The sequence below is a fragment of the Pseudomonas brassicacearum subsp. neoaurantiaca genome, from assembly GCF_013608025.1.
Taxonomy (GTDB): Bacteria; Pseudomonadota; Gammaproteobacteria; order Pseudomonadales; family Pseudomonadaceae; genus Aquipseudomonas.
Genome location: NZ_VDLV01000045.1, coordinates 1 through 13,628, shown reverse-complemented (window position 1 = coordinate 13,628; position 13,628 = coordinate 1). Strand labels below are relative to the sequence as shown.

The following is a 13,628-nucleotide window of genomic DNA, read 5'->3' as shown; positions in this document are numbered from 1 at the left end:
GTGGCGAGCCGGAAATTTCCGACGAGTCGTGTCGGTTGGTGGTTCGGAAGCGGTGGGGATAGGCTTTGTCCGTCGCTGCAAAATCAGCGACCGGGTTTGGTCGCCCAGGGTTAGAATGGCGCACTCTCAGCCGCGCGAGCGGCTGTCTGCCTTATGGCTGACTGTGCGTGGGAGGGCTTCGGCCCTGCCGGGTTCCATTCCCTGGTCGACCAACCTGCGTACAGTTCGCCACCCCTCTGCTTGGTCGCAGAAAATGGTGAACTCCACTTCTGAATGGAGCTGCACGTCATGGTTAAGATCACCCCCAATCCCCCCGGAAAAGCCGAAAACCTATCCGCTTACACCCGCTTCGACTCGGCAGAGCAACGCGAGGCGGCCGACCGGGCACTGAATATCCATTTGTCCCCAGATGCCGCCGTCAAGCCCGACACCGTGGAGGGCCAGATATTTACCGTGGTCAAGGGCCTCAGCACCGAATCCATCCTGACCACCCTCAGCGAAACCCTGGCTTCAGCCAATGCCATGGCCAACGACCTGGCCTTCGACTTGGACGGCTCGCGGCGGCATGTGGCGTTGGGGCTTCAGCAATTGATCGAGCTGGGAACAATACTGGCTAATCGAGCACTGGATGACATCGAGCTGCCCCAACCTACACGCTAACTGCCGCAGCCCCCTGTGGCGAGGGAGCTTGCTCCCGCTGGGTTGCGAAGCGACCCCAGAGTTTCTGGACCGAGAAGCAGAAACGGCGTCTGCTGCGCAGCCGAGCGGGAGCAAGCTCCCTCGCCACAATGTTGTGCCGACCGAAGATCCACTGTGGGAGCGAGCCTGCTCGCGAAGGCGGTGTCACCGTCAATGAAGATATTGAGTGTGCTGGCCTCTTCGCGAGCAGGCTCGCTCCCACAGGGTTCTATAAGACCGGTGGGTGTTATTTTCCTTCTGCCGTACTGGCCAGAAAAGCCTCGACCAGCTCCCCAAGCAACCCGTCATCAAAAATCATGCTGCGATGACCCAGCGGCGAATGCACCGAGCATTGCAGCTCACCCGTCAGGCTGTGTTCCATCAGCAACGCTTCGCAGAATGCCAGTTCCTCGGCGGTTTTCTCAGTCCGTGTCCACCAGCAACTGGGCCGTACCTGAACCGGCTTGAAACTGAACCCCTCGAAGGCCTCCAGCAATCTGTCATGCACCGAGAACGCCTGGGCATTCATGACCTCTTCCTTGACGCTCTGTACGATCGACAGCAAGTCGCCTCGCCCAGGCTCGATCTGGTCGGCGGCCCACTCATGGAAAGCCTTGACCGAACCGCCAGGATGTTCCCGTCGATAAGCCGCCGTGCGCTCAGTCAGTGAAGGGAACAGCAGGTCGAAGTATTCAATGGCTTCAAGCAGATCCTGGGAGGCCGCATCGTCTTTTTCGTTACCCGCCAGATGCCTATGACGCGACAACCCTGAGGGATACAGGCGTTCAGGAATCGTGCTGTCCACCAACCCGAGGAAACCAACAGTGTTCCCCTGGCTTTCCAGCATCGCCGCGATGTCCAGGGCGATCGCTCCGCCCAGGGACCAGCCCATCAGGTAATACGGACCTTCAGGTTGGGCCAAGACGATCTCCTGACTGTAATCGGCAATCATCTCCTGCCAGGCCTCGGGGCCTGCATGGGGTTCGCTGAACCCGCGATGCATGATGCCCACGGTGCGCGCCCGATTTTGTAGCTTGCGCGCCAGCGGTTGATAACAGAACACGATCCCGCCGCTGGGGTGCAGGCAAAACAGCTGTGGCGCGGTGGCTGGCGCGTTGTTCAAGGTGACGAGGCACTGCGTCTGCTCACGGTGTTTCTGTGAGATGAACTGCGCCAGCTTGGCGATGCTCGGGTTGGCCAGCAACTCTTGCAGACGCACGGTGATGTTCAGGTTTGCCTTGAGCCTGGCGATCAGCTCGATCGCCAGGATCGAATGCCCGCCCAGTTCAAAGAAACTGTCGCTGATACCCACGCGTTCGACCTTGAGGGATTGCTGCCAGAGTTGCGCCAAGGCTTCCTCCAACTGCGTGCGGGGCGCCACGTAGTTCGAATGCCGCAGAGTGGCGTCGGGTTCGGGCAGGGCCTTGCGGTCGAGCTTGCCGTTTGCATTGAGCGGCAGGTGATCGATGAACAGTAGGTGGCTGGGCACCATGTAGTCCGGCATCTGCGCCTTGAGTGCAGTCAGCAGTTTTTCACGCAGCTCGGCCGTGGCCTGTTGCGTCGGGATGACATAAGCGATCAGTTGCAGGCCGCCCGGGCCGTCGTGGGTCAGCACTACACCGTTGCGCACGCCGGGCAGCATTTGCAGGCGCGCCTGGATCTCGCCCAGTTCAATGCGGAAACCGCGGATCTTGACCTGGTGATCCAGGCGCCCGATGTATTCGATGCTGCCGTCGCTGAGGTAGCGGGCCAGGTCCCCGGTGCGGTACAGGCGTCCACCCGGCAGCGGGTCGAACGGGTCGGGAATGAAACGGCTGGCGGTAAGGTCGGCGCGCTGGTGATAACCACGGGCCAGGCCGGCGCGACCGATATACAGTTCACCGACGCAGCCCTTGGGCACCGGGTTCAGGTGCGCATCGAGCAAATACCAGGACAGATCGACGATGGGCTCGCCGATGGGGCTGGCGGCCTGGCTATGCAAGTCCTGCATCGTCAGTGGCCGCCAAGTGACATGGACGGTGGTTTCGGTGATGCCATACATGTTGATCAACTGCGGTGATTGGTCACCGAAACGTTCGAACCAAGGGCGCAGGCTCTGCACGTCGATCGCTTCGCCACCGAAAATCACTTGGCGCAATTGATGGACGAGAGGCTGCCGAGGTTCGCAAGCAACTCGCAACAACGACTTGAAGGCCGACGGCGTCTGGTTGAGCACCGTGACATTCTCCTGGCAAAGCAGGGCGTAGAAATCCTCCGGCGAACGGCTCACGGCATGGGGCGCGATGACCAGGCGACCGCCATGCAGCAGGGCGCCGAAGATCTCCCACACGGAAAAGTCGAAGGCGTAGGAGTGGAACAGGCACCACACGTCCTGGTGATCGAAACCGAACCAATGGTCCGTGGCTCGGAACAGGCGAGCGACGTTGTGGTGCGCGAGCAACGCACCCTTGGGCTTGCCGGTCGAGCCGGACGTGTAGATCACATACGCCAGGTTCTCCGGATCCATCGGCACGTGCGGATCGTGCTCGGGGTAGGCGGTATCGACCGGATCCAGCAACAGACAGTCGATGCCCGCCGGCAGCGTCAGCGATTCCTGTAGGTGGGCCTGGGTCAGGATCTGCCTGATGCCGCTGTCCTGGATCATGTAGGCCAGGCGATCGGGCGGGTAGGCCGGGTCCAGCGGCACGTAGGCGCCACCGGCCTTGAGAATCGCCAGCAGGCCAATGATCATCTGCGGCGTTCGCTCGACGGCGATGCCCACCAGTACGTCGGGACCCACGCCTTGCCCGATCAAGCGATGGGCCAGTCGGTTGGCGTGGCGGTTGAGCTCGGCATAACTCATGTGCTGCCCGTCGAACGTAAGCGCTATCGCCTCGCCTGTGTTGGCAGCATGGGTTTCGATTATCCGGTGCAGGCAATTTTCGCTGTTCGATCGGGTGGGCTGGCGATTCCAGTCGTCCAGGGTCAGCCGGCGTTCATCGGCACTCAACAGTTGCAGCTCGCCAACGGCGCACTCGGGCGTCTCGATCAGGCCTCGCAACAGGTTCTGCCAATGCTCGGCCATGCGCTCGATGGTGGGCGTGCGGTACAGGTCACGGCTGTATTCGAACGTCGCAAGTATCTGCTGCTGTGAATATTCGACATCAAGCGACAAGTCGAATTTGGCCTGGCCTTCACCGGTGTCGAGGAACTCCAGCGTCAGCAGATCCGGGCTTGGCAGCGGCGCCATCTGTGCCCCGGTGCGCCAGTTGAACAAGACTTGGAACAGCGGGTTGGCGCCCAATTGATCGAGGATCAATTCCAGCGGGTAATCGGCATGCTCCAGCGCGGCGAGGGATTGCCCGCGCAGCGCCCGCAAGAAATCCAACGCGCTGCGGGTCGAGTCGATTCGCGCCCGATAGACCTGGCTGCTGACGAAAAAACCCACCAGGTCCTGGCTTTCTTGGCTGTTGCGGTTGGCGTTGGGGACGCCGACGGTGAAATCGTCCTGGCGGCTGTAGCGGGCCAGCAGCAGTTGCCACGCGCCCAGCGCCATCACGAACGGCGCCAGCCCCTGGCGTTGGCAAAACGTATCCAGCGCTTGCGCCAACGACGGATCCAGCGATACGTGTACACGACCGGCCCGGTGTTGCTGGGTTGCGCTGCGCGGGAAATCCTGGGGCAACTCCAGCGTCGGCAAGTCACGGCCCAGATATTCGCTCCAGTATTCGCCACTGCGTTGGCAGGCGTTGCTTTGCAGATATTCGCCGCGCTGGTGGGTCGCGTAGTCGGCGTATTGCATCGGCAACGGTGGCAGCCCAGACGGATCACCCAGCAGTGCCCGGCCATACGCCTGGGTCATGTCCTGCATCAGGATCGTGTTGGACCAGGCATCGGAAACGATGTGATGCATGTTGAGCAACAGCACATGTTCGGCACGGCTCAATCTGAGCAAGGTCGCCCGCATCAGCGGCGCCTGGGTGAGATCGAACGGTTGTCGGGCGTGTTGCTCGATGCGCTGCGAGAGCGCCGGCTGGTCGAGCCCGGCGAGGTCCTCGCGATGCAGGATCAGGCAGGCGCTGCGCTCGACCACCTGGGTGGCGGCGCCGTCGATTTCGATGAACGCGGTGCGCAGGATGTCGTGTCGGTCGATGACGCGATTCAGCGCGTCTTCCAAGGCATCGGCATTCAGTTCGCCGGTCAGGCGCAACGCCCGTGGCAGATTGTAGGCCGAACGGGTCGGATCACGCTGTTGTTCCAGCCACAGGCGTTGCTGGGCGAAAGACAGGGGCGCGCGATCCAGCCTGGCGCGGCTGGCCAAGGCGTGCCTGTCGTCGGCGACCTCATCGAGCAGCAGCGCCAGCAGATCATCATCTAGCAGTTCGTTCATGGTGTTCTCGCGGTAAACAGCAGTGCGTCGGATGGGTTCAGGCGAAGGCTGCCGGGACCTTTTCGCTGATCACCCGGCCGGCCTGCATCCGCACCAGTTGATCGGCGATGTCGAAGTAACGGTCGTCGTGGGAAATGACGATGATGGTTTTGCCCAGGGCCTTCAGCTCCGGCAGTAGCTCGGTGTAGAACACCCGCCGGAACACCGGGTCCTGGTCGGCGGCCCACTCGTCGAAGACCAGGACCGGGCGTTCTTCCAGCCAGGCGTTGAGCAGGGCCAAGCGCTTGCGCTGGCCGGTGGAGAGATCGGTGGTGCTGAAGACGCCGTCGCGAATGCTGACCTTATGGGCGATCTCCAGGCGATCGAGGTAGCGGTTGGCGTCTCCGGGCACCTGCTGGTCGCCCTGCACCAACTCATCGAACAGGTAATAGTCGGCAAAGATCGTGGTGAATAGCTGACGATAATCGTCACGTCCCGCCGCCGATACCGGCTCGCCATCCATAAGAATTTCTCCGCCCTGGGGCGCATAGAGGCCCAGCAGCAATTTGATCAACGTGGTCTTGCCGCCACCGTTCTCGCCGACAATGAACACGATTTCGCCCTGGGCGATGGACAGGTTGACCGGTCCGAGGGCGAACGGTTTGCTACCGTCGACCGCTGGAAAGGCGTAATGCACGTCACGCAATTCAAGCTGCTGGATAGTCGGCTTGGACACGTTCTTGTCGTTGAGCAGGAGGTGCGGCTCCGGTGAGGAAAACTGCTCGGCCAGTTCCGCAATCCGCTTGAAGGCGATGTTGGCGCGACTGATCACCGGCAAGGTCATCACCAGGTATTCCAGTGGCCCCTTCATGTACAAGAGCACCAGCACGAAACCGCTGAGCACCGCTTTGTCGGTCCCCAGCCACAGCGATTGCAGGGCCAGGACCAGGCCGATGACCACGAAAAACAGCATCGAGCCGAAGGTCTTGGCGACCACGAAAGTGTTGACCGCGCGGATGTTGGTGTCGCAGATCTGCTCGGCGGTGGCTTCGATGCGCTGGCTGAACATGCGCTGGCGGCGCGGGCGGTGGATGCGCAGTTCCTTGGCGCCCGCAGCTATGGCGCTGTAGTGTTTTTGCAGCGCATCTTCCGCCTCGCGTGCCGCTTCGAAGCCACGAATGCCACGGGCCCGCGCCACGTACTGGATAACCGTACCGATCACCAGCGCCACCAGCAGCAGCGCAAACATCGGCAACGACAGGTAGGCCAGGTAGCCCAGGCAACCGAGGGTGACGGTAAAGGCGATCGCCAGTGGCGCGAAGGAAAACGCAAAGCTGCTGACCGTGTTGACGTCGTGGGTCAGGATCGGGATGAGCCGATGACTGCGGAAGCGTTCAATCTGCTCGATGGGCGCCAGCAAGACTTTCTGGCCGAGGGATTTGCGCAGGCTGGCGATGATGTTCTGGCCGACGTGGTTGGTGCCGATGTCCGACAGGATCGAGGTCAGCAGCGCCGCCACGCACAGGCCGGCGAAGGTCGCCAGCACTTGCGGCGTCGGCCCGGCATCGACGTTCAAGGCGTCGTTGATGGTCGCCAGCAGGGCGGTGATGCTCAGGCCACCCAGCATGCCCAAGAGGATGGAGCCTACGACAATCAGCCGGAAGGGTTTGAGCAGGATGAACAATTCACTGATCACCCCGCGTTGTGGTTGGCTCATGGAGGTTTCCCTGCTAGATGAAAAGGGCGAAGGCCATCGCGGGCATTCACCGCATGGGCTGGAGGACGGCGGCACGCCGGTTGGGGCGCACCCACCTATGGAACGATTGTGGGGGAGGGGAATTTAGCGATGTCACCCCATCTATCGGGACGAGAAACGCACCTGTGGCGAGGGGATTTATCCCCGCTGGGCTGCGAAGCAGACCCCAAGCAGGCAACACCGATCAGTCAGAAATAACGCCGCGATTTCATTGGGGCCGCTTCGCGACCCAGCGGGGATAAATCCCCTCGCCACAGGGCACCGTGTTCCCGGTCCAAAGACGTATTTGGATGGGCCGGCCGAGCTACATATCCCGAGCAACCCGAAACCCCAGCCAATCACCACGGGCATCGGAAAACACCGCATTGCGGTTGCCCGAACGGGAAAACACCGGCGCTTCGCCCCAGTCGTTGCCACGGATGCGTCGGACCTTGCAGTTGCCCGTCCGCGCGGCGCTGCCGTCGCTCGGCGCATCGGTGTAGTTTTCGTTGAAACAATCGGCGGTCCATTCGTAGACGTTGCCGTGCATGTCGTACACGCCAAAGGCATTGGGTGCGAAGCTGCCGGCCGGGGCGGTGAAGTTGTAGCCATCGGCGGCGCCGTAGGTGTTGGCATGTCTGGCGATGCTGTAGTCCTTGCCCTCGTCGAACGGGAAGGGGAACGGGCCGCTACTGCCGCCACGCGCGGCGTATTCACGCAGGGATTCGCTCACCAGTCGGTACGGCTTGCCGGTTTTTTTCGACAGCCACGCCACGTAGGCAGTGGCCTCTTCGAAGTCCATGCACACCGCCGGGTGGCGGTCGGTGTATTGCTTGCGCGGGTCGCTGCCCTGGTAATCCGGAACCCCGGCCTGGCACGCGCGTCCGGGGCGCTTGTCACCGTCAGGCATCACGTAGCCGGTATCGCGCAGATAGGCGAACCATTCCCCCTTGAGCACCTGGAAACGGCTGATCGCCACCGGCTTGGCAAACGTCACCGGGTGCATCGGGCCTTCGTCGGGTTCGCGGCCGACCTCATTTTCCGGGGTGCCCATCTGGAAGGTGCCGGTGGGCAGCACGACCATTTCCGGGCAGTCCTTGCAGTCGCGGAACACCTGGCCCGGCTGCGAGGCCTGCGCGCTGGAGGGCAACAGGGCGGTGAGGGCCAATGCCGGAAGCGTCTTCAATAAAAATCGGTTCATCGATTGCTCTCGATCAGTCATCAGAGTGTTTTGCCCAGCAGCGCCATGAAGCGATCGAGCTCGGCTTCAGTATTGAGCAGCCCCGGCGCGGTGCGGATTACCGGCCCGGCGTCGCGGTGCACGGCATCGGCGACCACGCGGTTTTGCATCAGGTAGGCAGCGATCTCATCGCTCTTGCGATCCTTGACCCGGAAGAAGGTGAAACCGGCCGATAGCTCGGGGCTCAGCGGCGTCACCAACTCGATCTGCGGCTGCGCCAACAGGTGTTTTTTCAGGTAACTGTTGAGCGCATGAATACGCGCCTGGACCTCGGCCTTGCCCAGTTGCAGGTGCAGCTTGAACGCTTCGTCCGCCGCCCAGCGATGCTCGAACGCGTGGTAGCCGCCCGGGGTCATGGTGGTGGAAAACGTCGTGGCTTCGGAGAACGTCGGGATGATCGGCGTGACGGACTTGACCTCTTCGCTGCGGCTGCACACCACGCCGGTGCCCCGTGGGCCGAACATCCATTTGTGGGTGCCGGCGATGAAGAAATCGCAATTCATTGCCGGGAAACTCAGATCCTCGACGCCGAAACCGTGCACGCCGTCCACCACATAGACGATGCGTTGTTCATCGCTGCGACCTTGGTTGTGCTGGTCCACCAGGGCGCCGATCTTGCCGATGGGCAACTTCACGCCACTGCCCGAATGCACCCAGGTCATGCCCAATACGCGGGTTTGCGGGCGGATGTTGCGGTCGATGGCGGTGAGGATTTCCGCCTCGCTGGCGCCGTGGGCGTTCTCGAACAGCTTGATCTTGCGCACCCGTGTTCCGTCCCGTTGCTTGCGCAGGTCGAGGATGGTGTGGGTGGCGTAATGTTCGTGGGCGGTGGTGAGAATTTCCTGGTCGGGCCGCACATGCACCCCGCCATAGATCATCGCCAGGCCTTCGGTGGTGCTGCCGGTGAGAGCGATCTGCTTCGGGTTCGCTTGCAGGTAGCGACCGGCCCAGGTCCGTACGTTTTCTTCGCGCGCTTCGGTGACGCCCAGGTCCCAGTCCATCAGCAACCCGGGGTTTTTATCCAGGGCGGCGCGGTGCCGCTCGATGGCCTCGCGCACCGGGCGCGGGTGGGTGGTGACCAGGAAATTGGAGAAGTGCAGGTAGTCCGGGTCCTGGTTGAACAGCGAGCGCAACTGCGCCCATTTATCCTTGGGCAGCGGTGGCATTGGATCGGCGCTGGCCGTGGCCGGCAGGCTGGCGGGCAATGAGAGCCCGGCGGCGAGGACCCCGGCTTGCTTGAGGAAGGTGCGGCGCTCATTCATGGCTGAGGGGCCTTCTGCGCCGAGGCGATGGCCGGGCTCGCGGCTTTCTGCACCTGGTCCCAGACCCGCAGGAAGTTGCCGCCCCACAGCTTGGCGATGTCGGCTTCGGAGTAGCCGCGGGTCAGCAGCTCGGCGGTGACGTTGCGAATGTCGCTGACATCTTTCCAGCCTTTCACGCCGCCACCTTCGTTGAAGTCCGAACTGATGCCGACGTGGTCGATGCCGATCTTGCGCACGGCGTAGTCGATGGCATCGCCCAGATCCTTGAGACTGGCCTTGGGTTCCTCTTCGAGAATGCCGTAGAGCTGGCCGGCGTATTCGCCGAATTTCTGTTCCGGCCACGCGGCGATGATCGGGTCGCCCGGCATCAGCGCCATCGCCAGATTCGGCAGTGGCGGCAGGTCGAAGCGTTCGCGCAGGGCGTTGAGTTTGTCCTGGGTTTTTTGCGTCAGCGGGCGCAGGTACTGGGAGAACCCCACGATCTGCACCACGCCGCCGCTGGCCTTGATCAGCTGCATTTCCTTATCGCTGAGGTTGCGCGGAATGTCGACCATGGCCCGTGGGGCGGAGTGGGAGGCTACCAGCGGCGTGCGGCTCAGTTGCGCGACTTGCTCCAAAGCCTGGGTCGACATCTGCGACACATCGATGATTACGCCGAGGTCGTTCAGGCGCTTCACCGCTTGCTTGCCAATGTCCGACAGGCCGCCGAGGGCGTCGGGCGAGTCGTTGAAGAACGGCAGCGGGCGGGAGGAGTCGGCCCAGTCGTTGTTGCCGATGTAGCTGAAGCCGAACATGCGCATGCCCCGCGCCGTCCACAGGTCCAGCAGACTCAAGTCGTGACCGAGGGGATAGGCGTTGAGCATGCTGATGAAAATCGCGAACTTGCCTTCGCCGTGCAGGCGACGGAAGTCGTCCGGGGTGTAGGCGATGGCGACCTGGTTGGGAAAGTCCCGGACCATGCCGGTGATGATCTTGTAGCGCACCTCCTGTTGGTTGCGTGCTTCCTCGACGAACCCGGCGGTGGGCTTGTGCGGCGCGTTGGGACCGTTCCACAACTCGGGCCAGCCGAAGATTGTCAGCGCGGCGCCGGAGAGGTGGCCGCGGTTGGCTTTCACCAGGTCGAACTGGCCCTTGCCGTCTTTGTCCGCTTCGTTGCCGGCGGTGCCGAAATCCAGCGGCACGGTGATGTGGCTGTCGAAGGACAGCAGCCGTTCGTGCAATTCCCGAGCTTCCTTCATGACCTTGACCGGGTAGCCGGGGTTGTCCCGCCACCAATGGTCCCAGGCCGCCAGCCCGCCACCGACCACCAGCGCCAGGGCCAGGGGCACGCCGGTGAAAAGAGCCTTTCTAGAACGTGGTGTTGTCATTGCCGATCTCAGTCTGGTTCGCCATGGAAGGACAGGCGCGGGGGCCTTTGCTATCTGGGGGGAACGAGTGATCGGGCGGGAAATTTAGGTGTTCTCAGCGCCGCCATCGCGAGCAAGCTCGCTCCCACATTTGGAATGCGCTCACCTGTGGGAGCGAGCTTGCTCGCGATGAGGCCCTCACAGCCTCTATAAATTTGTCAGGACGCCCATCGTTCTAGCTTGGATAAAGCCCACCCCAGGGCGAACACAGGTAAGGCAATGACGATTTCTCGACGATGGTTCATGGCAGGCCTGGCGCTGACCGGTGCCGCCGTGCCTGCGGTGTATTACGGGCATCGCGAACTGACCCGGCCGGACCCGACCATCACCCCCGGCGATGCTTCCTTCGATGTGGCCGACGTCGCCGGACAGCGTCGGGCGAACACCCTGCGGGGAATTTGGACGATTCGTTTCAGCGGGCGCGATGCCGGCCTCGACGGCTTGCCGGACGACAGCCTCGAGGTGTTTCTCGACATCGCCCATAAGGGCCGTGGCCTGGTGGGTTGCCTCGACACCGCCGAACGCCTGCGCGCGGGGGATGAGCCGCGTTATCGAGTACTGGGCGACCTGGCTGGCAGCGACCCGAAGCCATTGAGCTGGCGCTTGATCGGTGCCAGGCATGACGCGCCGGACTACGAATTCATCATGACCCTCGACGAAGTCTGGGCCGGTTTCGGCAACGCCGGCACGGCCACCCTCAGCGGCCGCGTGTCGCGGTTGGATCGCCCGTTGGCGCTGCCGGAACTCGACAATCAATTCGTCGCCGTCAAGCAGCGGTTCCCCGAAGCCCGGGAACGGACCCCGCTGAGTCCCAGGCTACTGGCCTGGCTGGTATCGCCCGAGCATCGGTTGTTCCATCAACTCTGGCATGCCTCGCGAGACAAATGGCACACCCTCGACGAAGACAAGCGCGACGCCCTGCGTGGCATCGGCTGGCAGCCCGGGCCACGAGACAACGAACGTGACGCCCGTGGGCCGCGCAAGGATCGCAACGGCTCGGGCGTGGATTTCTTTTTCATGCATCGGCACATGCTCGGCACTGCGCGTTCTTTCCAACCGTTGCCCTCATGGCCGCGCTTTCCGTTGCCACAGCCCGAGTTGGAGCGTGATCGCCTGGGTTTTGCCCGGTATTTCGACAACGTCGACGGGACGGCGCTGCCGCCGACCTGGCTGGCCCGTGGCGACGAGCAATACGCCCAGTGGGTCAGCGACATCAAGACCGCCGAGACCTATCACAGCAATTTCCAGGTCTGGGAATCGCGCTATCGCGACCCGCGCTATCTATCGAAACTGACGCTGGGCCAGTTCGGTTCGGAAGTGGAATTGGGGCTGCATGACTGGCTGCACATGCGCTGGGCCTCGGTGCCGCGTGATCCGTCCAACGGCCATCCGGTGCCGTTCGCCCGTGATCAGGCGGACTTCGCCCAGCGCTGGTTCGAACCGGAAAACGACTTTCTCGGCGATCCGTTTTCCTCCCATGTGAACCCGGTGTTCTGGGCCTTCCACGGCTGGATCGACGACCGCCTCGAAGACTGGTTCCGCGCCCACGAACGTTTTCATCCGGGCGAAGTGAGCCGGCTCGACGTCAACGGCGTGCCCTGGTTCGCCCCGGGCCGCTGGGTCGAAATCGCCGACCCGTGGCTCGGGCCGGACACCCACGGTTGCAGTACCACGCCGGGGTTGCAGGTTGGACGTTCGGTGGAGATGGATCCGGAAACCATGAAGCTGGCGTTGCGCATTACGTTTGGCAGCGATGATGACAAGCTGGCGCAGTTGTTCCGCCGCGTGCCGCAGAGGCCTTGGTATGCGCGTCATCTCAAGGCCAAGGTGGTGTGAGCCCAGGCTCGAACCGACCGAACCTGGGGCCGTGTGCAATGACTGCTTTTGTGGCGAGGGAGCTTGCTTCCGCTCGGTTGCGCAGCGACCGCCAGATTGTGGGTCTGCTGCGCAGCCCAGCGGGAGCAAGCTCCCTCGCCACGGGTATCGTTTTACATTGAGAGGTTCTAGCGCGGTGCGGCGATGTCCAGGCCGCGGTTTGCCAATAGCTCACTCAGCTCGATCATTTGCTGGATTCCCAGGGCAAAACTTCGTCGCGCGCCTTCCAGGTCGAAAGCCAATTCGCTGGCCATGACATTCACCGAGGCGAGGGTTTCGCTGAGGTTGGCTAGCAGGCATTCCATGTCGGCGCCTTCCGTCACGGTGAATAGCGGGCTCGGTGGTGGAATGGGGTTTTCAGGCTTGGGGTCGAGGTAAAAGGCGAGGGCGCGGTCGGCGGCTTCGTTGAGTTTTTTGGCGTCGTCTTCTGGCGGATTGGGAGTAATTTTGAACATGGTGTAACTCCTAGTATTCATTTTCAGGAGCCGAAACCATCGCTACCAAACGATTGGGTGGCGGCCGTACGCGGGTTGGTAGACCGGAGCACTAGGAACCCGGCGCGCCCGAAGACGCCCTGCGCACGGCCACCATGAAACAGATGCCCAGACAGCATCTGCGAAAGGTGGCGCTTGCGCCTAGTTGACTCGCGGGCTACCAAACCCGATCGCTGAAATCAGCGACCCGAGAACAGTAAAAGCCAGGAGCCAAGCGCACAAGCCGGCGGATTCTGGCGTAGTTGTAGGCAATGGCGCAAGACAACGTAGCCTTACTCGGGTGTCCTACATGGCCCGATAAACAGAGCCAAAGCCGAACACAATTTGTGACCGGACAAACAACCCGTGGCGAGGGAGCTTGCTCCCGCTCGGTTGCGCAGCGACCGCGAAATCTGGGGTCTGCTGCGCAGCCCAGCGGGAGCAAGCTCCCTCGCCACGGGTATCGTTTTACATTGAGAGGTTCTAGCGCGGTGCGGCGATGTCCAGGGCGCGGTTTGCCAATAGCTCACTCAGCTCGATCATTTGCTGGATTCCCAGGGCAAAACTTCGTCGCGCGCCTTCCAGGTCGAAAGCCAATTCGCTGGCCATGA

9 protein-coding genes are annotated in these 13,628 nt (G+C 62.4%); 2 read left to right on the top strand and 7 right to left on the bottom strand.

What is annotated here, in order from left to right:
* Nucleotides 1–288 precede the first annotated feature (288 nt).
* Nucleotides 289–660, top strand: a complete 372-nt coding sequence (locus tag FHK92_RS21895; RefSeq protein ID WP_181289953.1) for a DUF6124 family protein — start codon at nt 289–291, stop codon at nt 658–660.
* A 265-nt stretch (nt 661–925) separates the two neighbouring features.
* Here FHK92_RS21895 and FHK92_RS21890 read toward each other — a convergent pair whose 3' ends face one another.
* The 5 genes from FHK92_RS21890 to pvdM form a co-directional block, all read right to left on the bottom strand.
* A complete protein-coding gene (locus FHK92_RS21890) occupies nt 926–5,047 on the bottom strand; it encodes a non-ribosomal peptide synthetase (protein ID WP_181289952.1) in 4,122 nt (1,373 codons plus the stop codon).
* A 37-nt stretch (nt 5,048–5,084) separates the two neighbouring features.
* Entirely contained in the window at nt 5,085–6,743 is a 1,659-nt protein-coding gene (locus FHK92_RS21885; protein WP_181289951.1) for a cyclic peptide export ABC transporter, read from the bottom strand.
* A gap of 343 nt (nt 6,744–7,086) precedes the next feature.
* Nucleotides 7,087–7,962 (bottom strand): dihydropyoverdine dehydrogenase, encoded by an 876-nt coding sequence (pvdO, locus tag FHK92_RS21880; RefSeq protein WP_181289950.1) that lies wholly within the window; start codon nt 7,960–7,962, stop codon nt 7,087–7,089.
* Nucleotides 7,963–7,982: 20 nt separating this feature from the next.
* Nucleotides 7,983–9,263: a pyoverdine-tailoring periplasmic protein PvdN gene (pvdN, locus tag FHK92_RS21875; RefSeq protein ID WP_181289949.1), complete on the bottom strand. Its 1,281-nt coding sequence runs from the start codon at nt 9,261–9,263 to the stop codon at nt 7,983–7,985.
* Complete coding sequence (pvdM, locus tag FHK92_RS21870) at nt 9,260–10,630, bottom strand: pyoverdine-tailoring dipeptidase-like protein PvdM (protein WP_181289948.1); 1,371 nt, start codon at nt 10,628–10,630, stop codon at nt 9,260–9,262. The genes pvdN and pvdM overlap by 4 nt, the downstream gene beginning before the upstream one ends.
* Before the next feature lie 258 nt (nt 10,631–10,888).
* Between pvdM and pvdP the strand changes: the two genes are divergently transcribed.
* Nucleotides 10,889–12,505, top strand: a complete 1,617-nt coding sequence (pvdP, locus tag FHK92_RS21865) for a pyoverdine maturation tyrosinase PvdP (RefSeq protein WP_181289947.1) — start codon at nt 10,889–10,891, stop codon at nt 12,503–12,505.
* A gap of 167 nt (nt 12,506–12,672) precedes the next feature.
* On the opposite strand, the gene FHK92_RS21860 is transcribed toward pvdP, so the two are convergent.
* Both FHK92_RS21860 and FHK92_RS27645 read right to left on the bottom strand, forming a co-directional pair.
* Complete coding sequence (locus FHK92_RS21860; RefSeq protein ID WP_181289946.1) at nt 12,673–12,999, bottom strand: DUF6124 family protein; 327 nt, start codon at nt 12,997–12,999, stop codon at nt 12,673–12,675.
* A 501-nt stretch (nt 13,000–13,500) separates the two neighbouring features.
* Nucleotides 13,501–13,628: DUF6124 family protein (locus tag FHK92_RS27645; protein ID WP_258232720.1), on the bottom strand; the 128-nt coding region annotated here is incomplete at its 5' end.